The sequence below is a fragment of the Agromyces sp. NPDC055658 genome (assembly GCF_053618155.1).
This window is the reverse complement of sequence record NZ_JBSHHD010000001.1, coordinates 223612-245441: the sequence shown is the minus strand read 5'-3', so window position 1 is coordinate 245441 and position 21830 is coordinate 223612. Positions and strand designations below refer to the sequence as shown.

The following is a 21830-nucleotide window of genomic DNA, read 5'->3' as shown; positions in this document are numbered from 1 at the left end:
CCCCCTACGATGAGCGGTGGGGAGGTCGAGCATGTCGGATGCCGCGGGCGAGACGGGCCAGAGCGACTCGGCCGAGCCGCCCGCCGAGCCGCCGGCCGGCGCCCCGCACCCTCCGAAGCGCGGGCCGGTGCGCCGCTACCTCGCCCGGTTCGGCACCCGGCGCACGATGCTCTCCGACGCCCGCGCCGGGCTCGTGCTCGGCATCGAGAGCATCCCCGACGGCCTCGCCTCGGGCGTGCTCGCCGGGGTGAACCCCGTCTACGGCCTCTACGGCTACCTGTTCGGCACGCTGGGCGGCGCGCTCGCGACGGGCTCGGTCTACATGTCGGTGCAGGCGACCGGGGCGATGTCGGTCATGATCGCCGACGTGCCCCTGGTGGTCGGCTCCGACCGGCAGGGCGTCGTCATCGCGACGCTGTCGATCCTCACCGGCCTCGTCATGCTCGGCCTCGGTCTCGCCCGGCTCGGCTCGCTCGTGCGGTTCATCCCGACCGCCGTGCTCGTCGGCTTCATCAACGCCGTCGCGGTGAACATCGTGCTCGGCCAGCTCGCCAACCTCACCGGCTACGCGGGCGAGGGCGCGAACCGCATCATCCGGACCATCGACACGTTCGCCCACCTCACGTCGATCCACTGGCCGAGCCTCGTCATCGGGGCGGTGACGATCGGGCTCATCCTGCTGCTCGAGCGCACCTTCCTCGGCCCGCTCTCGCTCGTGGTGGCCGTCGTGCTCGCCTCGCTGCTGCCGCTCGTGCCGTGGTTCGGCGACGCCGCCATCGTGGGCGACCTCACCGACGTGCCGAACGCGATCCCACTGCCCGCGCTGCCCGACCCGTCCCTCACGCTCGACCTGCTGGTGCCCGCGCTCTCGCTCGCCCTGGTCGGGCTCGTGCAGGGCGCCGCGATCTCCGGGTCCATCGCGAACCCCGACGGCGATTACCCCGACGCGTCCGCCGACTTCCGCGGACAGGGCATCGCGAACCTCACGAGCGGGCTCTTCCAGGGCATGCCGGTCGGCGGTTCGATGTCGGCGACCGCCATCGTGCGGGCCGCGGGTGCCCGCAGCGCGCTCGCGAACCTCCTCGCCGCCGTCGTCATGATCGTCGGCGTGCTGCTGCTCGGCGGCGTCATCACGCAGGTCGCGATGCCCGCCCTGGCAGGCCTGCTGATCCTCGTCGGCGTGCGCACGTTCAAGCCGCGCGACCTCGTGATGGTGTGGCGAACCGGCCCGATCCAGGCGAGCGTGCTCGCGGTCACCTTCGTGCTCACGCTCATCGTGCCGCTGCAGTACGCCGTGCTCGTCGGTGTCGGCCTCGCCGTGGTGCTGCACGTGGCCCGGCAGTCGAACCGGGTCGTGATCCGTCGCTGGGTCTACGACGACTCGAGCCCGCACCCCGTCGAGACCGAGCCGCCCGCGGTGCTCGCGCCCGGCGAGGTCGTCGTGCTCGTGCCCTACGGCAGCCTGTTCTTCGCGGCCGCACCGATCTTCGCCGGCCAGCTGCCCGAGATCCCCGACCGCTGCGAGCGCGCCGTCGTGGTGCTGCGCATGCGCGGCACCGACGAGCTCGGCTCGACGTTCATCCGGGTCGTCACCGACTACGCCGAGCGCCTGCGGCGAGCCGGCGGCGCGCTCATCCTCGTGGGGCTCGGCGACCGGGTCATGACCCAGCTCGATGCGACCCGGGCGACCGTCGTGATCGGCCGCGACCGGGTCTTCGCCGCGACACCGCGGATCGGCGACTCGCTCGACGCCGGGCTCGCCGCGGCGCGCGCGTTCGCCGCGCCCTCCGCCTCGTCGGGGCCGGGCGAGCCCGAGGCATCCGACCGCGACCGGTAGCGCAGGAACCAGGCGAGCATGAGCGCGGAGCTCGCGAGGTAGAAGCCGTGGAGGAACCAGATCGGCCCGAACGGCATGCTCACCACGTAGACCGTGTAGAGCGCGTTGCCGACGTTCGTGATGACGAGGTTGCCGACGCTGTACGACGACAGGTCCTTCGTGCGCGCCGCTTTCACCAGCATGGGCAGGTAGCTCATGGCGAAGAGGCCGGTCGAGATCGCGCCGGCGACGACGGCGAGGTCCATGCTCCGAAAGCTACGGGGCGGCCGGATGCCTCGTACCCGGGCCGTCCCGCCGAATGATGCGCCGATCGGAGCCGGCCGTCTCAGGGTTGCTCGCCTCGGGCGGCGCCCCGGTGCGACGCCGCCACCGACGCCCGTCCGGCGGCGGTGCCGGAGTCGGCTCCGGTAGGACCCGTACGCGTCCTACCGGGCCCCGTCGCCACCCGCGTTCGCCGCGGCGATGAGCCGCCCGATCTGCTCGCACGACACGGTGACGCCATCGCCATCCGGGGGATCGCTTCTCGAGGCGGCCTCGCCGATGAGACCGAGTGCGAAAACCATACGTCACTCGGTTTTGACGCGCAAGCGACTAGCATGCAGATATGGCAAGCAGGGGTTCGTACGCGAAGGGCGTCGCGAAGCGCGAGGAGATCCTCACCACCGCGCTCGAGGTCATCGCCCGCAACGGCTACCGCGGTGCGAGCGTGCGCGAGCTCGCCGACGCGGTGGGGCTCAGCCAGGCCGGCCTCCTGCACTACTTCTCCTCGAAGGAGGAGCTCTTCCAGGAGATCCTGCGCAAGCGCGACGAGGTCGACAGCCAGGCGCTCGAGGGCGAGCGCGAGCGCCCGATCGACGGGTTCTTCGCCGTCATCCGCCACAACGCCGAGGTCCCGGGGCTCGTGCGCCTTTACGCCCAGCTCTCGACCGAGGCGGGCGACCCCGACCACCCGGCGCGCGAGTTCTTCATCGAGCGGTACCGGCAGTTCCGGCTGCGCTTCTCCGACCTCATCCGCGACGAGCAGGCGGCCGGCAACGTCCCCGCCGACATCGACCCCGAGCAGACCGCGAACCTCTTCCTCGCCGCAGCCGACGGCCTGCAGACCCAGTGGATGCTCGACCCGTCGATCGACATGGCCGAGAGCATCGCCTACCTCTGGCAGCTCGTCGTCCGCCGGAGCTGACGCGTGCCCCGCTCCGCCCGCTCGCTCGTCTCGGGCGACGTCCGTCGCCACAACCTGTCGCTCGTGCTCGGGCACGTCGCGGCGGCCGGCCCGAGCGCGCGCAGCGAGATCGCGACCGCCACGGGGCTGACGCGGGGCGCCGTGACCGCCCTCGTCGCGTCGCTCACGGATGCCCGCGTGCTGCGCGAGCAGCCACCCCAGCCGGGCGGGGCCGGCCGGCCGGTGACGCGCCTCGAACTCGATGCGCCCGAGGTGGCGATCGTCGTCGCGCAGGTCGACGCCGACACCGCGACCGCGCTCGTGACCGACCTCGCCGGAACCGAGCTGCACCGCACCTCGCGCCAGCACGGCCGCCCGATGGGCGACCCCGGCCGCGTGCTCGACCTGCTCGCGACCGTCGTCGGCGAGGCGCTCGACGCCACGGCCGCGCTGGGCCGCCGCGTCGCCGAGCTGCCGGTCGTCGTGTTCGCACCCGTCGGCGGGGAGCCGGCGGTCGTGCTCGCCGACACCGATCTCGGCTGGGATGCGGTCGACGTCGCCGCCGGCCTGCGGGAGCGCCTCCCCGAGCTCGACCCCGGCGCGAACGTCACGCTCGCCTCAGACGGCTGGCTCGCGGCGCTCGCCGAGCGCGCACTGCTGCCCGGAGTCGATGCGTTGCTCTACCTCAAGAGCAACTCGGGCATCGGCGGCGCGATCGTGTCGAGCGGCCTCATCCTCGAGGGCGCGCACGGGGCGGGCGGCGCGCTCGGCCACCTCCCCGTGGTGCCCGACGGACGGCACTGCGAGTGCGGCCAGCGGGGCTGCCTCGTGACCGTCGCCGGCCCCGACGTGCTGCTCGAGCGTGCGGGTCTCACGAACCTCGTCGGCGAGCGCGGCCTCGGCGCGACCCTCGACGAGCTGGCGGCGCGCATCCTCGCGGGCGAGCCGCTCGCCGCCGCGGCCTGGCGGCGCGCCCTCCCCTGGATCGCGCGCACGCTGCAGATCCTCTCGCTCGCCGTCGACCCCGAGGTGATCGTCATCGGGGGCTACTGGTCGAGGCTCACCGCGTCGATCGAGGCGGCCTTCCGGGAGAATCGGCCGACCATCACGCGGGGGGACGGCTCGTGGCCGGCCGTGCCGGCGATCGAGGCGGGCCGGTTGGGCTCGGACGCGGCGCTCCTCGGGGCGATGCACGAGGCCCGCGACCGCCTGCTCGCCGACCCGCAGCTGCTGCTCGCGCGCTGAACCCGGCCGACTCGCCCGGGGCCCACGCGAACCGCGGCCGCCGCGCCGATCGGGCAGTGCCCATGCGAACCGGGCCGCCCGTTCGCGAGATTAGTTCAACGGTTGAATTTATACCCTGCGAGGTGCATACTCATTGCCGAGTGCCATTCGGCTTTCACCGCACGCGCTCGCACCGACCCGCCCAGCCCCCCGCTCGGCCGTCTCGACGAAGAGGAGCCACCGTTGTCCGCTCTGCCCCCCAGCGACCCCGCCACCGAGCTCGCCCCCACCGGGGTGATCACCGCGACCGAGCCGTTGCACGGCGACCCGCCCGCGAGCCCGCCGCCCACGTGGCGCACGCTGCCGGGCCTGCTCACCGTCGGCCTCGTGCTGTTCGGCATCTACGGCGGCATCGGGGCCATCCTGCTGCCGATGCAGATCGCGATCATCGACGACGCGAACAAGGTGCAGAACCTCGCCATCGTCTCGACCGTGTCGTTCGTGTTCACGCTGTTCGCCCAGCCCATCGTCGGCGCGATCAGCGACCGCACCCGCTCCCGCCTCGGACGGCGCGCCCCGTGGATGGTGGGCGGCGCGCTCATCGGCGGCGTGCTGCTGCTCGGCATGGGCTTCCTCGACTCGGTGTTCTGGGTCGGCGTCTTCTGGGTCCTCATCCAGGTGGCACTGAACGCCGTGCAGGGCCCGCTCTCGGCGATCACGCCCGACCGCTTCCCGCGCGACAGGCGCGGTGGCGCGAGCGCCATGTTCGGCATCGGCACCCAGGTCGGCATGACGCTCGGCATCATGGCGGCCGGCGTCTTCGCGGAGACCCTCGACCTCGGCCTCGGCTACGCCTCGTACGGCATCGCCATCATCGTGGTGACGGTCGTCTTCGTCGTCGTCGACCGCGACTGGTCGTCGAAGGAGGCCGCGGTCGAGGCCTGGAGCTGGAAGAAGTTCCTCGCGGGCTTCTGGGTCAGCCCCAGGCAGTACCCCGACTTCGCCTGGGCCTTCACCGCCCGTTTCGCGCTCATGCTCGGCTACTTCGTCGTCGTCGCGATGTCGTTCTACATGCTGACCGACTACGTCGGCATGTCGCTCGTCGAGGCCGGCCAGGCCACCGTCATGCTGACCCTCGTCTCGCTCGTGCCCACGCTCGCGGCGATCGCCCTCTCGGGCTGGTGGAGCGACAGGATCGGCAAGCGCAAGGTCTTCATCTACGTGTCGTCGGCGATCATGGCCGCCGGCTTCGTCGCCCCGATCCTCATGCCCGACATGACCGGCATGATCATCCTGAACGTGGTCAACGGCATCGGCTTCGGGCTCTACATGTCGGTCGATGCCGCCCTCATGACCGAGGTGCTGCCCGGCGGCGGAACGGCCGCCGCGAAGGACCTCGGCATCCTCAACATCGCCACCAACGTGCCGCAGGCGATGAGCGCCGCGATCGCCGGCATCATCATCACCTCGCTCGGCGGCTATGCGATGCTGTTCGTCTTCGGCATCGTGCTCACGGTCGTCGCGGCGATCGCGACGGCCCCGATCAAGAGCGTGCGTTAGGAGATCCACATGTCGCACACCCCTGCCCGGCCGGGCACGAGCACCGAGCAGGATGCCTCCGCGGCATCCCCGTTCGTCGAGGTCGACACCCTCGGCGGCCGCGTGCGCGGCCGGTGGCGCCCGACCGTTCGCCACGCAGCCGACGCGAGCGGAGGTCGCGGTGCCGCGCGGTCGGCGGCGTTCCTCGGCATCCCGTTCGCCGAGGCGCCGGTCGGCGAACTGCGGTTCGCGGCGCCCGTGCCGAAGGCGCCGTGGGCGGGGGTGCGCGACGCCCTCGAGTTCGCGCCGACCGCGCAACGCGGCGATCCCGGCGTGACGCTCATCCCCGAGCCGAGCATCGAGGGCGACTCGACGCTGAACGTGAACGTCTTCACCCCCTCGCCCGAGCGCCCCGCCGAGGGCGACGCCGGCCTGCCCGTGCTCGTCTGGATCCACGGCGGCGGCTACTTCGCGGGCTCCCCCGCGAGCCCCTGGTACGACGGCCGCAACTTCAACCGCGACGGCGTCGTCACCGTGACGATCTCGTACCGTCTCGGTTTCGACGGCTTCGGCTGGATCGCCGACGCCCCATCGAACCGCGGCGTCCGCGACTGGCTGCTCGCACTCGAGTGGGTGCAGCAGAACATCGCCGCGTTCGGCGGCGACCCGGCGCGCGTGACGATCGCCGGCCAGTCCGCCGGCGGCGGCGCGGTGCTCACGCTGCTCGGCATGGAGGCGGCGCAGCACCTCTTCCACGGGGTGTACGCGATCTCGGGCGCGACGGCCGACGTGACGCCCTCGCGGGCCGAGGCGCTCGGTCGCAGGGTCGCCGCCGAGCTCGGCGTCGAGCCGACCCTCGCCGGGTTCCGATCGGTGAGCGAGGAGCGCCTGATCGAGGTGCAGAAGTCGGCCACCGCGCTCGAGGGCCCCGACGCCATGAACGACCTGCTCGAGGTCGGCCTGCAGCTCGGGCCCGCGATCGACGGCGAATTGCTGCGCCGTTCGACGATCGACTCGTTCGCCGCGGGCGTGGGCGCCGACAAGCCGCTCGTGCTCGGCGCGACCGACGACGAGTTCGCGATGGCCCTGCTCGATGCGCCGACGGCGCTGCGGTTCGTGCCGAAGTCGATGCTGCTGAAGAAGTCGGGCCTGTCGAAGTCCCAGGTGCGCCCGTACCTCGACGCCAACCGCGAGGTCGCCAAGCACGGCAACGCCAGGCTGCTCGGCCGGCTCATCACCGACCGCATGTTCAAGGTGCCGATGCTGCGCGCCGTCGCCGCCCGCGCGGCGGCGACCGGCGCGGCGGACGGGCCCACGGGCGGCACGTGGCTCTACCGCTTCGCCTGGCCCAGCGGCACGTTCGGCTTCGCCGAGCACTGCCTCGACGTGCCGTTCTTCTTCGACTGCCTCGACGGCCCCGCGATGGTGCCGCTCGCCGGCCCGAACCCGCCGCAGGCGCTGGCCGACGAGCTGCACGCGGGCGCGGTCGCGTTCGTCGTCGGCGGCTCGGTGCCGTGGGCGCCCGTGGGCGCCGACCCGCACGCGTACCCGACGCGCGTCTACGACACTCCGTCGATCGTGGCGGACGACGGCTACGCGAGCGTGCGCCCCCTGCTCTGACGCCGAGCGGGCCGGATCGATCGGCCGGACATCCGTTCACGCGACGCCGGTTCCCCCTCAGCGATGAGGGGGAACCGGCGTATCCGTTCCGAAGACCGAGCCCCGGCACCAGGGCGAGCACCCGCCGGTGCCCCCGGCGGCGCGCACCGCACGGTACGAAATGCCCCCCGAACGGGGTACGTGACCGCGTGACCCGAGCCGAGCATGCTTGCGAACATGACCGCGGCCGGCGAACATCCCGTACCCACCACCACCGGCCCGCTCGACGAGGTGCACCGCGCGCAGTCGGCCCGGCTGCTCGATCACCTCGTCGTGCACGGGCCCGCGACCCGCTCGGAGCTCGCGTCCGCGACCGGCCTCGGCCGCGGCACGATCGCCGGGCTCACCTCGCGACTCCTCGACTCGGGCGTGCTGCGTCCCGGAGCGTCGGGCACGGCGGGCGACGGTCGCGCCGCCCCGCTCACCCTCGCGGCCGCCGACCACGCGCTCATCACGGCGATGCTCGGCACCGACGAGGCGATCGCGACGGTCGCCGCGCTCGACGGCACCGAGCTCGCCCGATTCACCGAGCCGCTCACGATCGAAGCCGACCCCCTCGAGCTGCTCTCGACCGTGCTCTCGAGGTCGATCGGCCGCGCGCAGCGCGGGAAGCATCCCATCGCCGAGGTCACGGTGCTCGCCGGCGGCGCCGTCGTCGGCCGGCCCGCGATCGTCGTCGCCGACCCCCGCCTCGGCGCCGAACCGCTCGACCTGCTCGGGGTGCTGCGCGGGTACGCCCCCGCGTTCGCCGACGTCGAGTCGTCGCTCGCGCTGCCGGTCTCGCTGCGCCCGGCTGCGGCCGCGGCCGTCGCGGCCGAGCACTCCGAACTGCCCGGCATCGACGACGTGCTCTACATCGTCGGCGACGACGCCCTCGCCGCAGCGACGATCTCGGGCGGACGCCCCATGCCCGGCGCGCACGGGCTCGCCACGGGCTTCGCCCACCTGCCCGTCGTTCCCGGCGGGGTGCGCTGCGAATGCGGCCAGCAGGGATGCCTCGTCACCGTCGCCGCTCCCGAGCGCATCGTCGAACGTGCCGGCCTCGCCGACCTGGCTGCCGAGCAGGGGCAGCTCGCCGCGCTCGCGGAGCTCGTCGCCGGGGTGCGGTCCGCCGACGACCGCGCCCGTTGGTCGTGGCTCGACGCCGCCCACTGGGTCGGTCGGGCGCTGCAGCTCATGGTGCCGACCCTCGACCCGACCGTCGTCGTCGTCGGCGGCTACTGGGGGCAGCTGATCGGCGACATCGACGCCGCCTTCCGGGCGAACCGGCCGACGCTCGGCGGCGGTGCGCTCGAGGCGATCCCGACCCTCTCGCCGAGCCGTGTCGGCGGCGAGGCCGCACTCGTGGGGGCCCGCCTGCAGGCCCGCGAACGGCTGCTCGCCGAGCCGCTGCTGCTCGCCGGCTGAGGGCTCGGCGCGCTCAGCGCGGGGGTCGGCGGAACCGGCTCGAGATGCCCCAGCCGGTCACGCGCAGCATCGCCTCGACGACGATGCCGGCGCTCATCTTCGAGCGACCGCGCTCGCGCTCGACGAAGGTCACGGGCACCTCGACGACGGTGAGTCCGGCCTCGCGGGCGTGCCACAGCATGTCGACCTGGAAGCCGTAGCCGCGCGTGTGCACGTCTTCGAGCCTGATGCGCCGCAGCGCGTCGGCGCGGAACGCGCGATACCCGGCGGTCGCGTCGCGGGTCGGCAGCCGCAGCACCCAGCGCGCGTACGCGCTGCCGCCGCGCGAGAGCAGCTGACGGCGCCGGGGCCAGTTCTCGATCGCCCCGCCCGGGATCCAGCGGGAACCGATCACGAGGTCGACGGGTTCGCCGGCCGGGTCGGTGCCCGCGAGCGCGGCGAGCAGCGACGGCAGCTGCTCGGGCTGGTGCGACCCGTCGGCATCGAGTTGCACGACGGGGTCGAACCCGTGCCCGAGCGCCCAGTCGAAGGCCTCGAGGTAGGCGGCGCCGAGCCCCTCCTTGCCGCCGCGGTGCAGCACCTGCACCGCGGGGTCGGCGGCCGCGAGCTCGTCGGCGAGCACCCCGGTGCCGTCGGGCGATGCGTCGTCGACCACCAGCACCGAGGCATCGGGAACCGCCGTGCGCACCCTCGCCACGATCGAGGCGAGGTTCTCACGTTCGTTGTACGTGGGAATCACCACGAGCGGTCGGGACATCCAGAGAATCGTAACCGGTGCGGGCGACCCCTCACCGCACTCCGGCCATGAGCTTCAGCACCCCGCGGCTGCCGAGCGCGAGCGCGGCGCCGAGCACGATCGCGATGGCACCCAGGACACCGAAGTACGTCACCTGGTCGACGACCGTGTAGAACTCGGCGAGCAGGCCCGCGATCGACGTGCCGAGCGCGATCGACAGGAAGAACAGCGCCACCATCTGCGTGTGGAACCGCCGCGGTGCGAGCTTCGTCGTGACCGACAGCCCCACGGGCGAGAGCAGCAGCTCGGCGACCGTGAACACGAAGAGGATGAGCACCATCCAGAGCAGCGGGGTCGAGCCCTCGCCACCGCCCGCGAACGGCAGGAACAGCAGGAATGCGACGCCCATGATCATCGTGCCGAGCGCGAACTTGACGGGCGTCGACGGCTGCCGGTCGCCGAGCTTCGTCCAGATCGCGGCGAACACGCCCGACAGGACGATGATGAAGATCGGGTTGATCGACTGCACCCACGACACCGGCATCTCCCAGCCGAACAGGTCGCGGTTCAGCTGCTCGTCGGAGTAGATCGTGAGCACCGTGAACTGCTGCTGGTAGAGCGACCAGAACGCCACGCTCGCGATGAACAGCGGGATGAACGCGAACACCCGGCTGCGCTCGGTCGACGAGAGGTGCTTGCTCGCGAGGATCACGATGAAGTACGCGACGGCCGCGGCGATCGTGCCGCCGATCACCCAGTTCACGAGGTTCGTCGCGGTCACGAGACCGGTGAGCACGAGCACGGCGACGAGGATGACGGCCGCCACGGCGATGCCGATCACGAGCCCGATGCGGTCGCGCGGCAGCGGGTTCGGCACCACGGATGCCTCGGCCGGCAGCTTCTTGCGGCCGAACGAGTACTGGATGAGGCCGAACGCCATGCCGGCCGCGGCGAGCCCGAAGCCCCAGTGGAAGCCGAGCGTGGTCTGCGCGAGCCCCGTGAGGATCGGCCCGAGGAACGCGCCGAGGTTGATGCCGAGGTAGAAGATCGAGAAGCCCGCGTCGCGACGCGGGTCGTGCTCCGAGTACAGCGTGCCGACGACGCTCGTGGCGTTCGCCTTCAGGCCGCCCGAGCCGAACGCCACGAGCACGAGCCCGACGCCGACCCCCCAGAAGCCCGGCAGGAACGCGAGGGCGAGGTGGCCGGCCATGATGACGCTCGCGCTGTAGAACAGCACCCGTTCGCTGCCGAGCAGCCGGTCGGCGATCCACGCGCCGAGGATCGTCGAGAGGTAGACCGTGCCGCCGTAGGCGCCGACGATGCCCGCCGCAGCGGTCTGGTCCATGCCGAGCCCGCCGTCGGCGACCGAGTAGTAGAGGTAGAGCAGCAGGATGCCCTGCATGCCGTAGAAGCTGAACCGCTCCCACATCTCCACGCCGAAGATGTGGATCAGCGGTCGCGGCTGCCCGAAGAATCCGTGGTCGCCCCGGGTATCGCGTTCGCCGCCGTCGGTCACACCCGGCTCAGGCGGTCCGTACTCCCCCGGGGCAGGTTCGGTGACACTGCCCATGCGGGTCACCCTACTCCCCACCCGTCGAGCGGGTTGAGGAGCGAGCGCAGCGAGCGTCACGAGACCCCCGGGGGTCCTCCCCCGTGCGACGTCGCCTTCCACGTGCCACCATCGAATGGGGGCTGGGAGACACCGTGCCCCGAGGAGAAGGCATGATGACGCGCACCACCCGGACCATCGCATCCGCCGTCGCGGTCGCGGCGACCGCACTCGTCGCCGGGTGCGCCTGGCTGGCGCCGGTCGAGCGGTTCAGCGACGACGCATCGTTCGACGAACCGGTGCGCGCGATCGAGATCGACGATCCCGACGGTGCGGTGAGCGTCGAGGGCGGGTCCGGTTCCGGACCCGTCACGGTCGAGCGCACGGTGTCGTACCGCGGCGAGCGCCCGACCCGCGAGACCGCCGAGGTGCGCGACGGCGTGCTCGTGCTCGGCGGCTGCGGGCGCAACTGCTCGGTCGACTACACGGTGTCGCTGCCGGCAGGCGTCGAGGTGCGCGGCTCGACGTCGAACGGGTCCATCGAGCTCACGGACGTGTCCGACGTCGACGTCGAGACGAACAACGGACGCATCGAGCTCGACGAGGTGTCGGGCACCGTCGCTGCGCGCACGAGCAACGGGCGCATCGAGGGTCGCGGCCTCGCCGGCGCCGGAATCCGCGCCGTGACCTCGAACGGGGCGATCGACCTGCAGCTCGAGACCGGGCAGGAGGTCGAGGCGCGCACGTCGAACGGGGCGATCGACCTCGCCGTGCCGACCGACGGGGCGACCTACCGGGTCGAGACCGACACCTCGAACGGTTCGGTCGACGTCGACATCGACGACCTCGCCGACGGCGAGTTCCTGCTCGACCTCTCGACGTCGAACGGGGCCATCCGCGTCGTCGGCCGGTGACGCGGCCCGCAGCGGCTGCCGCTTGCCACGGCGCGCGGCCTGCGGCAGTCTGAGCAGACCCGGCGGCCTGCCGGCCGAACCCGGAGGTCGCGTGGACGGTTCCGAGCACGACGAACGGCGGCGACGCCTGCAGCGGATCGCCTACGGTGCGGATGCCTCGCCCGAAGAGCGGGCGGCCGCCGAGGCGGAGCTGCTCGAGCTCGCGGACGTCGCGGCGCACGCGGGCGAGGCCGCCGCGGCGAGCGACGGCGTGCACGAATACGCCGCACCCGACGCACCGAGGGACGACGCCGATGCGCGCCCGGCGCGCGCGCCGTCATCGACTTGGCGTTCGACGATCGCCGTCGGCGTCATCGCTCTCGTCATGGGGCTCGCCGTCGGCACCGGGACCGCCGGTCTCGCTCGCGTCGACGTGCCGGCGCCCGGCGCGGGAGGTACCGCCGGGTCGGACGACAGCGACCGAGTCCCGGTGATCGCACGGTCGGGAACCCCCGTCGAGCACACCCCCGTCTACGAGGTCTTCGATCGCGAACAGCGCCCGTCCGATGGGATTCCCGCCGACCTGCTCGCCGGCACCGCGCTCGAGCCGACGAGCCCGCGGTTGCTCGTGACCCGCTCGGACGGGGTCGCCGCCTACGCGGCGCTCACCCTCGACGGCGACCTGTGCGTTGTCATGGTCGTCGACGCCGTCGGGGGTGGCAGCGCCTGCACCGATCAGGGCGTCCTGCCGCCGGAGGGTTTGACGGCGACGTTCGGGTTCGACGATCGGGCGGCGATCACCGTAAGCCTCCACGCCGATGGAACAGCGGGCCTCAGCCCGGCTGAACAGCCCGCCGAGTGACGGGCGCATCCCGTCAACCGCACCCTCCCGCCGAATTTCAGCCGTTGCGGGCGTCTCGCCAGGCGAGCCAGCGCTTCACCGGCCCGAGGTCGTAGTCGGGGCCGTCGACCCCGATCGTGAACAGTCGCACGCCCTGCGCGTAGAGCGCGTCGGCGTGCTCGACATCGACCCCGTGACGGTCGAGCTCGTTCGAGACGGTGATCTCCGAGACATCCCGGCCGACCTCGTCGCCCCACCGACGCAGCACGTCGAGCTTGTGGGCGAGCTCGTCGGGCGCGACGAACGAGTGCCAGATGTCGGCGTGCTTCGCGACGAGCCGCAGCGTCTTCTGCTCGCCCTTGCCGCCGATCATCACGGGGATGCGCCGGGTCGGCGCCGGGTTGAGCTTCGCCCAGCGCGCCTCGATGCGCGGCAGCGCCCGCGCGAGGTCGTTCAGCCGTGACCCGCGGGTGCCGAACTCGTAGCCGTACTCGACGTAGTCGCGCTCGAACCAGCCGGCGCCGGTGCCGAACACGAAGCGGCCGACGCCCGTGCCCTTGGCCGAGATGTGGTCGAGGGTGCGGGCCATGTCGGCCTGCAGGTCGGCGTTGCGGTACGAGTTGCAGTTGACGAGCGTGCCGAACTCGATGCGCTCGGTCTGCTCGGCCCAGGCGCCGAGCATCGTCCACGCCTCGAAGTGCAGCCCGTCGCGATCGCCGTGCAACGGGAAGAAGTGGTCCCAGTTGAACACGAGGTCGGCACCGAGCTCTTCGAGGCGCAGCACGGCATCGCGGATCGCCGGGTAGCGGGCGTGCTGGGGCTGCAGCTGCACGCCGAGGCGCGCACGATCGTCGTAGGGCATGCGCCCAGCCTACGACTCGGGTTGCGGTTCAGCCGGTCAGGGGATGACCACCTCGACGCTCACCGTGTCGGCCTCCTGCCCGTAGTCCTGCACGTCGGCGTCGAGCACGAGGGTCGTGCCCGACTCGAGGTACTCGAGCGCGTACTCGATGGACGGCAGGTCGGCGGCGATGCCGTCGTCGTCGGTGCGCTGGTACTCCCACTCCTCGTCGCCCGTGAGCACGAGGGCGACGGGGTAGATCGTCGCCTCCGGGTCGGGCGTCATCGCACCGTAGGTGCCCGACTCGTCGACCACGTAGAAGTCCTCTTCGAGGACCGAGCCGTCGGCGTCGACGACGATCGAGAGCAGGGCGTCCTGGTACTCGTCGTCGTCGGGCGCGACGTATTCGAGCGGCACGTCGATCGTGCGGTAGCCGGTCTCGTCGTCGGTCGTGATGTCCTGGTAGACGGCGATCTCGCCGTCGCCGTCGCTGAGCGTGAGGTAGGTCAGGTCGTACCGGGCCGACACCGACGCCTCGTCGTCGCCCGCCGTGAGCGCGGCCGGCATCTCGGCGAGGTAGACGAGGTCGTCCCCGTCGCGGTAGCCGACCGAGACGGTCGAGCTGATCACCGCCGCGGCCGATGCCGGCGGCAGGTAGGCCGTGAAGGCGACGCCGTCGTCGTCGAACGCCACCTCGGTCGCATCGTCGCCCGTCTCGAACCGCGCGCGTACGTCGTCGGCGAGCCGGCTTCCGCTGTCGAAGAACGCCGACAGGGCGTCGGGCCACGCGGGCACGTCCCGCAGGGAGTAGTAGTCGTCCGAGAAGTACGCCTCGACCTCGGGGAAGTAGATGGAGAGGCCCGATGCCGAGTCGGTCGCCGGCCCGGTCGTCTCGTCGAGCACGAGCGCGTCGAGCGACTGCGCGACCGCCTCGGCCGCGGCGGCCACCTCGGGCCCGCCGGTCTCGGCGAGGCTCTGCACGTATCCGCCGAGGTCGATCTGGTTCGTGGCGAGCTCTGGGTCGGGGTTGCGGCCGAACTCGAGCACGTCGGTCTGCGCGGTCGCCATCTCCGGGCCGAGGCCGTCGGGATCGGCCTCGTAGACGTCGGCCAGTCCCGTGACGGCCTCCTGCACCCCGGCGACCTGGGCGAGGTCGAGCATCGCGAGCGTGATGTCGGCGCCCGTGCCCCATTCCTCCGCCTGTTCGGCGTAGCCCTCGATGAACGCCGAGCCGAGGTCGGTCGGGGTCGTGCCGGGGTCGTCGGCGAGCGTCGCGAGTTCCGTGTAGTTCCAGCCGTGGCCGGGCTCGAGCTCCTGCGATGCGACCATCACGCCGGCGTGCTCCGACATGACGCTCGCGACCTCGTACGTCGACATCAGGCACGCATCGAACCCGATGAAGTCGAGCGCGTCGATTCCTGCGCGGCCCAGTCCGTCGGTGAGGGCCGCGTTCATCTCGTCGAGGTCGAGCACGTCGTAGCCGTCGGTCTCGTCGGGCCCGATGCCCGGCCAGCCGGCGCCGTGGTCCCACAGCACGAGGCCGTACTGGTCGGCCGGGAACCGCGTCGTCGTGTCGGCGATGAAGTCCGCGAGGGTCTCGGGGGCGCCCATGTTGAGCTCGCCGGGCTCGTCGATGATCGCGAGGAGATCCTGCTGCACCTGGAAGGAGACCGTGTCCTCCCAGTCGGCGAGGTCGACGGCCGGATCGGTCGTGTAGTCGGCGCTGCGGTCGACGAGCGCGACGATGTTCACCTCGTCGGTGGAGCCGACCGACGCCATCTCGGCGAGGTCGTCGAGCGCGTACGGCTCGAGGTTGGTGTCACCGATCATGTAGACCATGAACGTCCAGCTCTTGTGCTCGCCTTCGCCCTCGACGCCCGGCCCGGTCGCGACCGGCGTCGAGGACGACGAGTTGTAGAGCACCCCCACGAACATGACGAACACCGCGAAGATCGCCGCCAGAATTCCCCACCAGACTTTCGGCACCATGTCCCCCATCGTGGCGATGGCCGGGGGACGGCCTCAAGCGCGGCGCACGGGCGGGGCCGGATTTCACACAGATCGCACGACCCCGCCCGGCACGGCTACTCCTTCAGGTCGAGCATCGGGGTCGGCCGGCGGAAGCCCTTCGTGGCGATCGCGAGGATGACGACGCCGATGGCGAGCCACGAGAGGCCGATGATGAACGTGCGCGGCGACAGGTTCGTCCACAGCCAGACCGTGAGGCCGAAGCCGACGAGGGGCAGGATCAGGTTTCGCAGCACGGCGATGCCCGACCGCTCCTTGCGATCGACGTAATAGTGCTTGATGACCGCCAGGTTCACCACCGAGAACGCGATGAGCGCGCCGAAGCTGATCATCTCGCTGAGCAGCGTCAGGTCGAACACGATCGCGAGCAGCGACACCGCCGAGACGATGAGGATCGCCACGTGCGGGGTGCCGAAGCGCTTGTTCAGGTGCCCGAAGACCGACCGCGGCAGCACGCCGTCGCGGCCCATCGCGAAGAGGATGCGCGCGACCGACGCCTGCGAGGTCAGGGCGGAGCCGAAGGCGCCCGCGACGAAACCGGCGATGAAGAGCGGCGTCAGCCACTGGCCGCCGACCGCCTGCACGACGTCGAACGCCGCGGTGTCGGCCGAGCCGAACTCGTTCGACGGGAACCCGATCTGGGCGCAGTACGCGAGCACGATGAAGAGCAGGCCGGCACCGATGGTCGTGATCATGATGGCCCGGGGCACCGTGCGGGTCGAGTCCTTCGCCTCCTCCGAGAGGGTCGACACCGCGTCGAAGCCGAGGAACGACAGGCAGAGGATCGCCGCGCCCGCGAAGAGCGGTGCGAAGCCCTCGACCGTGCCGTCACCGGTGAACGGAGCCAGCAGGTCGACGTCGCTGCCGCCCACCGAGGCGAAGACCAGCGCGACGAACACGGCGATGAAGATCACCTGCACGGCGATGATGACGAAGTTCGCGCGGGCGACCGAGACGATGCCGATGAGGTTCAGCACGGTGACGATCGCGATCGACAGCACGATCCAGACCCAGGGCGGAACGACGGGGAAGGCGGTGTTCAGGTACAACCCGAGCACCAGGTAGTTGATCATCGGCAGGAAGAGGTAGTCGAGCAGCAGCGCCCACCCGGCCATGAACCCGACGGCGCCGCCGAAGCTGCGCTGCGCGTACACGTACGCGGAGCCGGCGTACGGGTACGCGACCGCCATCCGCGCGTACGAGCGAGCGGTGAACACCATGACGACGAGGGTGATGATGTACGCCGCCGCCACCCGGCCGCCCGTGATCTGCGTCACGATGCCGTACGTGGTGAACACCGTGAGCGGCACCATGTAGGCCAGGCCGAACAGCGTGAGGGAGGGCACTCCGAGCACCCGCTTGAAGCGGCCCTCGGTGACCTGGGCGGTGGCCGACGTGGGTGAGATCAACGGCTCGGGGCCGGTCGACTGGGACATGGTGGGGGATCCTTTCGTGGGCGCCGCTACATTGCGGCGCGGTATCGGGGGCTTCCTGCGAGATAGGTGGCGCGGATGGGGAGGACGGGCAGTTCGCCCGGTTCGAGCTCGCGCGGGTCGCGCGCGAGCAGGACGAGGTCGGCGCTCGCACCGGGTTCGATGCGGCCCCACGGGGCGGATGCCGCGTCGCGGGTGTCGACGGCCGAGGCATCCCCGAACGCCTGGTAGGCGACCGAGGCCGAGTACGCGTCGAGCGCGCGGTCGACGGGGAGGATCTCGTCGGGGGTCCAGCCGCCGGCGGGAACGCCGTCGGCCGTCCGCCGGGAGGCCGCGATCGCGAGCCCGTCGAGCGGGGCGCCCGAGCTCACCGGCCAGTCGGAGCCGAACGAGAGCACCGCGCCCGACTCGTCGATCGAGTGCATCCGGTACTGGCGGTCGGCGCGCTCCCGACCGAGGCGGGGCACCGTGAGCACGGTCATGAGCGGGTCGAGCTGGGCCCAGAGCGGTTGCATGCAGGCGATGACGCCGAGCTCCGCGAAGCGGGCGAGGTCGGCGTCGTCGACGAGCTGGGCGTGGGCGATGACGGGGCGTCGGTCGCGCGGACCGTTGGCGTCGAGCGCCCGTTCGATGGCGTCGAGCGCCTGGCGCACGGCGGCGTCGCCGATGGCGTGGATGTGCACCTGGAACCCCGCCGCGTCGACCGCGCGGACGGCGTCGTCGAGATCGCGACCCTGCCAGACCGACATGCCGTGCTTGTGCAGTGCCGAGCAGTACGGCTCGAGCAGCGCGCCCGTCTCCGACTCGATGACGCCGTCGGCGAAGAACTTGACCGTGTTCGCGGTGAGCAGCGGCGACCCGAGCGCCTCGACGCGGCGACGCGAGTCGAGCATGCGCGGCAACTGCACGGCGAAGCGGCGCGGGTCGGCGTAGAGCGCGAGGTTGAACCGCACGGGCAGCAACTCGTGCCGGGCGGCGTCGAGGTAGCTGTCGACGTCGCCGGGCTCGACCCAGGCGTCCTGCACCCAGGTGACCCCGTGCGAGAGGTAGTACTCCCCCGCGCGCTGCAGGGCGCGACGTCGCTCGTCGGCGGGCCGGGTCGGCGCGACGTCGAGCACGAGGTCGACGGCGCCCCACTCGCGCAGCGTGCCGAGCGGGCTGCCGTCGGCGCGGCGGGTGATCTCGCCGAGCACGGGTTCGGGGGTCGCGGCGTCGATGCCGGCGAGCTCGAGCGCCTTCGAGTTGACCCAGATGGTGTGGTAGTCGTAGGCCCGCAGCACGACGGGGCGATCGGCGACCGCCTCGTCGAGCCAGCGGGCGTCGAAGAGCCCCGCCTCGACGAGGGCCGGGTCGTACGAGGCGCCGAAGATCCAGGGCACGTCGGGGTGCGCGGCGGCGTACTCGCCGACGGCGGCCACGATCGCTTCGACCGAGCGGCAGTCGCGTACCGCCGGACCCTCGGCCTCGAGGCCGCCGAAGAGCGGATGCGCGTGGCCGTCGCCGAACGAGGGCATGAGGAACCCGCCGTCCAGGTCGACCCGCTCGAGATCGGCGGGCGAAGCGGCGACGACGGCCGCGGCCGCGGCATCCGCCTCGTCGTCGAGCGCGACGACGACGCCGTCGCGCACGAGGAGCGAGCGCGACGTGGCCTCACCGGCCCCGCGCCAGATGGTTCCGCCGAAGAAATGGGTCGTGGTCAATGCACCGTTGCTTTCCGTGAGCCGCGTCCGCCCGCGTGTGCGGGCCGTACGAACATCGTTCATACGAACACTGTTCGTACCGAGTGCTGAGAGGTTACACTCTCCGCAGGGCGAACGGAAGATGCGGGGCGCAACATGTCGACGGTGAATCGCGAACAGCTCGTGCGCGTCGCGCTCGAGATCGTCGACGAGCAGGGCAGCGACGCGCTCACGATGCGCACCCTCGCGGGCCGCGTGCACCGCCAGGTCTCGTCGCTCTACAACCACGTCGGCAGCCGCGACGAGCTCATCGAACTGGTGCGCGCCCACATCGTGCGCGACATCGACACCTCGGCGTTCGGCGAGCACCCGTGGGACGTCGCCCTCGAGGCCTGGGCCCGCTCGTACCTGACCGCGTTCGCCGCGCACCCGAACCTCATCCGCGTGCTCGCGACGACGCCCATCCGCGACGTGTCGACGTTCGAGATCTACGACGTCGTCATCGGCGCGCTCATCGACGCCGGGTGGCCGATGCACCACGCGGTCGCCGTGATGCGCACGGTCGAGGCGCACGTGCTCGGCTCGGCGCTCGACATCGTCGCTCCGAGCGACATGCTCGACCAGGCTTCCGTGCCCGCCGAGCTCGAGATGGTGCACGCCGCCCTCGCGCCCGAGTACCAGGAGTCGACGAGCGCGATCGCCGCGTTCGAGATCGGCATGGCCGCACTGCTCGACGGGCTTCGCGCGCGGCGCGCGGCCGCGCTCACCCCGGTCGACTAGCGCAAGCACGATTCCGCCGCAATCCGGTGTCGTCGCGCAAAGAATCCGCGTACACTCCCACCATGGACAACCTCGATCGCGCGATCCTCGATCTGCTGCGGCAGAACTCCCGGGCGGGCTACGGCGACATCGGCTCGTCGGTCGGGCTCAGCGCCTCCGCGGTGAAGCGGCGCGTCGACCGACTCGTCGCCGACGGCGTGATCCGGTCGTTCACGATCCAGGTCGATCCCACCGTCGACGGCATGTCGACCGAGGCCTACGTCGAGCTGTTCTGCCGCGGCACCGTGGCGCCCGACGAGCTCAAGCGCATCCTGCAGGAGGTGCCCGAGGTCGTCTACGCCGGCACCGTCACGGGTTCGGCCGACGCGATCGTGCAGATCCGCGCGCGCGACATCGCCTCGCTCGAAGACGCGCTCGAGCGCGTGCGCATCGCCCCCAACGTCGACCACACCCGCAGCGCGATCGTGCTCTCGCGCCTCGTCAACCGCAACCGCGACTGACCCGCGGGCGACCTCGGCCACGACATGGATGCCTCGAGCCTGAGCATCTCGATCGATCAGCCCTCGTCCCTGCCGCCGTACGAGCAGCTGCACGCGGCCGTCGTCGAGGCGGTGCGCACCGGCCGCGCGGCCCCCGGCACGAAGCTGCCGACCGTGCGCGCCCTCGCCGAGCAGCTCGGCCTCGCGGTGAACACCGTCGCGAAGGCGTACAAGGCGCTCGAGGCCGACGGCGTCGTCGAGGGCCGGGGCCGCAACGGCACCTTCGTCGCCGAGCACGGCGACCCGGCCGAACGAGCCCTGCAGGCCGCCGCCGCCGACTACGCCGCGCTCGCGAAGCGGCTCGGCGTCGAGGCATCCGCCGCCCGCTCGATCGTCGCCGCCGCACTCGACGCGGGCTGACCGCCCACGCCCAACACTCCGGCCCGCGGCGCAGCATGCGCGACTTCACGATGCGGGAAGACCCGTGGACAGCGCCGGGCGGAGGCTGGCGCGACGAGCGAAGGCGTGCCCTGCGCGGCGCGCGCTACTCGCTCTGCTGCAGCGGCTGCTTCGGGAGCTTGCGCACCTTCGCCCGGCGGCGCCGGCGCTCGGGGATCATCGACCGCATCTCCTCGAGCTTGCCGAAGCAGAGCAGCCGGTCGTCGGCCTCGAGCACGACGCCCTTGCGCGGGTTCGGGATGACGGTCGTGCCGCGGTGCAGCGTCAGCACGGTGATGTCGCGTTCCCACAGGCCCGATTCGCCGAGCGTCTTGCCGACGAGGTCGGCGTTGCCGTGCACGAGCAGCTCGGCGACCCCGTAACCGGTCGAGACGGTGAGTCGCTGGCGTACGTCGATCTCGGGGAACGCGACCTGGTTGGCGATGTAGTCGATGATCGCGCCCGCGACGTCGAGGTTCGTCGCCGTCTCGATGCCCTGCAGGCCCGGCGAGGAGTTGACCTCCATCACGAGGGGGCCCTCGTCGCCCTCGAGCATGTCGACGCCGGCGACCTTGAGCCCCATGATCTGCGCGGAGCGCACGGCCGCGAGCTCGTACTCGGGCGCGAGCTCGACGGGTTCGACGGTGCCGCCGCGGTGCACGTTCGAACGGAACTCGTCGCCCGCCGCCACGCGTCGCATCGCGGCGACCACGCGGTCGCCGACGACGAGGGCGCGGATGTCGCGGCCGCGGCTCTCGGCGATGAACTTCTGGATCAGCACGTTCTGCTTGGTCGAGTGCAGCGTCTCGATGATCGCCTCGGCGACCTTGACCTGCGGGGCGAGGATGACGCCGATGCCCTGCGTGCCCTCGAGCAGCTTGATGACGACCGGCGCACCGCCGACGCGCTCGATCGCGGGCCGCACGTCGGCCCGGTTGCGCACGAACGCGGTCGGCGGCAGGGCGATGTTGTGCCGCGAGAGGATCTGGTTCGCGCGCAGCTTGTCGCGGGCGTTCGAGATGCCGTTCGCCGTGTTCGGCGTGTACACGTCCATCTGCTCGAACTGGCGCACGACGGCCGTGCCGAAGTACGTGATCGAGTTGCCGATGCGCGGCAGGATCGCGTCGTAGTCGCTCAGCTGGCGCCCGCGGAACTGCAGGTCGGGCTCGGGCCCGGCGAGGTCGATCGCGAACCGCAGCGTGTTGAGCACCTTCACCTGGTGCCCGCGCTGCTGCGCGGCCGCGCGCAGCCGCTGGGTCGAGTACGCCTGCGGCGCGCGCGAGAGGATCGCGAGTTTCATGCGTG

Annotated in this window: 18 protein-coding genes; 11 read left to right on the top strand and 7 right to left on the bottom strand. The window is 71.8% G+C overall.

Annotation, left to right across the window (positions count from 1 at the left end; translation table 11 throughout):
* Positions 1–31: 31 nt before the first annotated feature.
* The 6 genes from ACWGPE_RS01140 (at position 32) to ACWGPE_RS01115 (ending at position 8828) form a co-directional block, all read left to right on the top strand.
* Positions 32–1837, top strand: a complete 1806-nt coding sequence (locus ACWGPE_RS01140) for a SulP family inorganic anion transporter (RefSeq protein ID WP_452047920.1) — start codon at positions 32–34, stop codon at positions 1835–1837.
* A gap of 604 nt (positions 1838–2441) precedes the next feature.
* A complete protein-coding gene (locus ACWGPE_RS01135) occupies positions 2442–3020 on the top strand; it encodes a TetR/AcrR family transcriptional regulator (protein WP_231429018.1) in 579 nt (192 codons plus the stop codon).
* 3 nt (positions 3021–3023) lie between these two features.
* Positions 3024–4244, top strand: coding sequence for an ROK family protein (locus tag ACWGPE_RS01130; protein ID WP_452047919.1), 1221 nt, complete (start codon positions 3024–3026; stop codon positions 4242–4244).
* A 222-nt stretch (positions 4245–4466) separates the two neighbouring features.
* Positions 4467–5783: an MFS transporter gene (locus tag ACWGPE_RS01125; protein WP_231429020.1), complete on the top strand. Its 1317-nt coding sequence runs from the start codon at positions 4467–4469 to the stop codon at positions 5781–5783.
* 9 nt (positions 5784–5792) lie between these two features.
* A complete protein-coding gene (locus ACWGPE_RS01120; RefSeq protein WP_452047918.1) occupies positions 5793–7382 on the top strand; it encodes a carboxylesterase/lipase family protein in 1590 nt (529 codons plus the stop codon).
* Between the two features lie 216 nt (positions 7383–7598).
* The gene (locus ACWGPE_RS01115; protein WP_231429022.1) at positions 7599–8828 is read left to right on the top strand and encodes an ROK family transcriptional regulator; all 1230 of its coding nucleotides are present in this window, start codon (positions 7599–7601) and stop codon (positions 8826–8828) included.
* Between the two features lie 13 nt (positions 8829–8841).
* Here the strand turns inward: ACWGPE_RS01115 and ACWGPE_RS01110 are convergent, their stop codons facing one another.
* Positions 8842–9585, bottom strand: a complete 744-nt coding sequence (locus ACWGPE_RS01110) for a polyprenol monophosphomannose synthase (protein ID WP_231429023.1) — start codon at positions 9583–9585, stop codon at positions 8842–8844.
* 31 nt (positions 9586–9616) lie between these two features.
* Positions 9617–11134, bottom strand: a complete 1518-nt coding sequence (locus ACWGPE_RS01105) for a peptide MFS transporter (protein ID WP_275506031.1) — start codon at positions 11132–11134, stop codon at positions 9617–9619.
* 152 nt (positions 11135–11286) lie between these two features.
* Between ACWGPE_RS01105 and ACWGPE_RS01100 the strand changes: the two genes are divergently transcribed.
* Complete coding sequence (locus ACWGPE_RS01100) at positions 11287–12027, top strand: DUF4097 family beta strand repeat-containing protein (RefSeq protein ID WP_275506030.1); 741 nt, start codon at positions 11287–11289, stop codon at positions 12025–12027.
* A gap of 91 nt (positions 12028–12118) precedes the next feature.
* Entirely contained in the window at positions 12119–12868 is a 750-nt protein-coding gene (locus ACWGPE_RS01095; protein WP_452047917.1) for a hypothetical protein, read from the top strand.
* 37 nt (positions 12869–12905) lie between these two features.
* Here the strand turns inward: ACWGPE_RS01095 and ACWGPE_RS01090 are convergent, their stop codons facing one another.
* The 4 genes from ACWGPE_RS01090 to ACWGPE_RS01075 form a co-directional block, all read right to left on the bottom strand.
* Positions 12906–13709, bottom strand: coding sequence for an LLM class F420-dependent oxidoreductase (locus tag ACWGPE_RS01090; RefSeq protein WP_231429026.1), 804 nt, complete (start codon positions 13707–13709; stop codon positions 12906–12908).
* Between the two features lie 36 nt (positions 13710–13745).
* Positions 13746–15677 carry a clostripain-related cysteine peptidase gene (locus ACWGPE_RS01085; RefSeq protein WP_452047916.1) on the bottom strand — a complete coding sequence of 644 codons (1932 nt, stop codon included), beginning with the start codon at positions 15675–15677 and terminating at the stop codon, positions 13746–13748.
* A gap of 95 nt (positions 15678–15772) precedes the next feature.
* Positions 15773–17152 (bottom strand): APC family permease, encoded by a 1380-nt coding sequence (locus ACWGPE_RS01080; RefSeq protein WP_275506029.1) that lies wholly within the window; start codon positions 17150–17152, stop codon positions 15773–15775.
* A 26-nt stretch (positions 17153–17178) separates the two neighbouring features.
* Positions 17179–18849 carry an amidohydrolase gene (locus ACWGPE_RS01075; protein WP_452047915.1) on the bottom strand — a complete coding sequence of 557 codons (1671 nt, stop codon included), beginning with the start codon at positions 18847–18849 and terminating at the stop codon, positions 17179–17181.
* A gap of 144 nt (positions 18850–18993) precedes the next feature.
* Here ACWGPE_RS01075 and ACWGPE_RS01070 point away from each other — a divergent pair, with 144 nt between their 5' ends.
* The 3 genes from ACWGPE_RS01070 (at position 18994) to ACWGPE_RS01060 (ending at position 20507) form a co-directional block, all read left to right on the top strand.
* Entirely contained in the window at positions 18994–19608 is a 615-nt protein-coding gene (locus tag ACWGPE_RS01070) for a TetR/AcrR family transcriptional regulator C-terminal domain-containing protein (RefSeq protein WP_452047914.1), read from the top strand.
* A gap of 62 nt (positions 19609–19670) precedes the next feature.
* A complete protein-coding gene (locus tag ACWGPE_RS01065; RefSeq protein WP_231429031.1) occupies positions 19671–20108 on the top strand; it encodes an Lrp/AsnC family transcriptional regulator in 438 nt (145 codons plus the stop codon).
* Between the two features lie 24 nt (positions 20109–20132).
* Entirely contained in the window at positions 20133–20507 is a 375-nt protein-coding gene (locus ACWGPE_RS01060) for a GntR family transcriptional regulator (RefSeq protein WP_231429032.1), read from the top strand.
* A gap of 124 nt (positions 20508–20631) precedes the next feature.
* Here the strand turns inward: ACWGPE_RS01060 and ACWGPE_RS01055 are convergent, their stop codons facing one another.
* Positions 20632–21825 (bottom strand): RimK family alpha-L-glutamate ligase, encoded by a 1194-nt coding sequence (locus ACWGPE_RS01055; RefSeq protein WP_231429033.1) that lies wholly within the window; start codon positions 21823–21825, stop codon positions 20632–20634.
* Positions 21826–21830 lie beyond the last annotated feature (5 nt).

Bases quoted from the DNA above. Each gene is read 5' to 3' on its own strand.
- ACWGPE_RS01060 (WP_231429032.1), top strand. From the start codon at position 20,133: ATGGATGCCTCGAGCCTGAGCATCTCGATCGATCAGCCCTCGTCCCTG.
- ACWGPE_RS01110 (WP_231429023.1), bottom strand. From the start codon at position 9,585: ATGTCCCGACCGCTCGTGGTGATTCCCACGTACAACGAACGTGAGAAC.
- ACWGPE_RS01105 (WP_275506031.1), bottom strand. From the start codon at position 11,134: ATGGGCAGTGTCACCGAACCTGCCCCGGGGGAGTACGGACCGCCTGAG.
- ACWGPE_RS01115 (WP_231429022.1), top strand. From the start codon at position 7,599: ATGACCGCGGCCGGCGAACATCCCGTACCCACCACCACCGGCCCGCTC.
- ACWGPE_RS01135 (WP_231429018.1), top strand. From the start codon at position 2,442: ATGGCAAGCAGGGGTTCGTACGCGAAGGGCGTCGCGAAGCGCGAGGAG.
- ACWGPE_RS01055 (WP_231429033.1), bottom strand. From the start codon at position 21,825: ATGAAACTCGCGATCCTCTCGCGCGCGCCGCAGGCGTACTCGACCCAG.
- ACWGPE_RS01065 (WP_231429031.1), top strand. From the start codon at position 19,671: ATGGACAACCTCGATCGCGCGATCCTCGATCTGCTGCGGCAGAACTCC.
- ACWGPE_RS01120 (WP_452047918.1), top strand. From the start codon at position 5,793: ATGTCGCACACCCCTGCCCGGCCGGGCACGAGCACCGAGCAGGATGCC.
- ACWGPE_RS01085 (WP_452047916.1), bottom strand. From the start codon at position 15,677: ATGGTGCCGAAAGTCTGGTGGGGAATTCTGGCGGCGATCTTCGCGGTG.
- ACWGPE_RS01100 (WP_275506030.1), top strand. From the start codon at position 11,287: ATGATGACGCGCACCACCCGGACCATCGCATCCGCCGTCGCGGTCGCG.
- ACWGPE_RS01080 (WP_275506029.1), bottom strand. From the start codon at position 17,152: ATGTCCCAGTCGACCGGCCCCGAGCCGTTGATCTCACCCACGTCGGCC.
- ACWGPE_RS01140 (WP_452047920.1), top strand. From the start codon at position 32: ATGTCGGATGCCGCGGGCGAGACGGGCCAGAGCGACTCGGCCGAGCCG.
- ACWGPE_RS01090 (WP_231429026.1), bottom strand. From the start codon at position 13,709: ATGCCCTACGACGATCGTGCGCGCCTCGGCGTGCAGCTGCAGCCCCAG.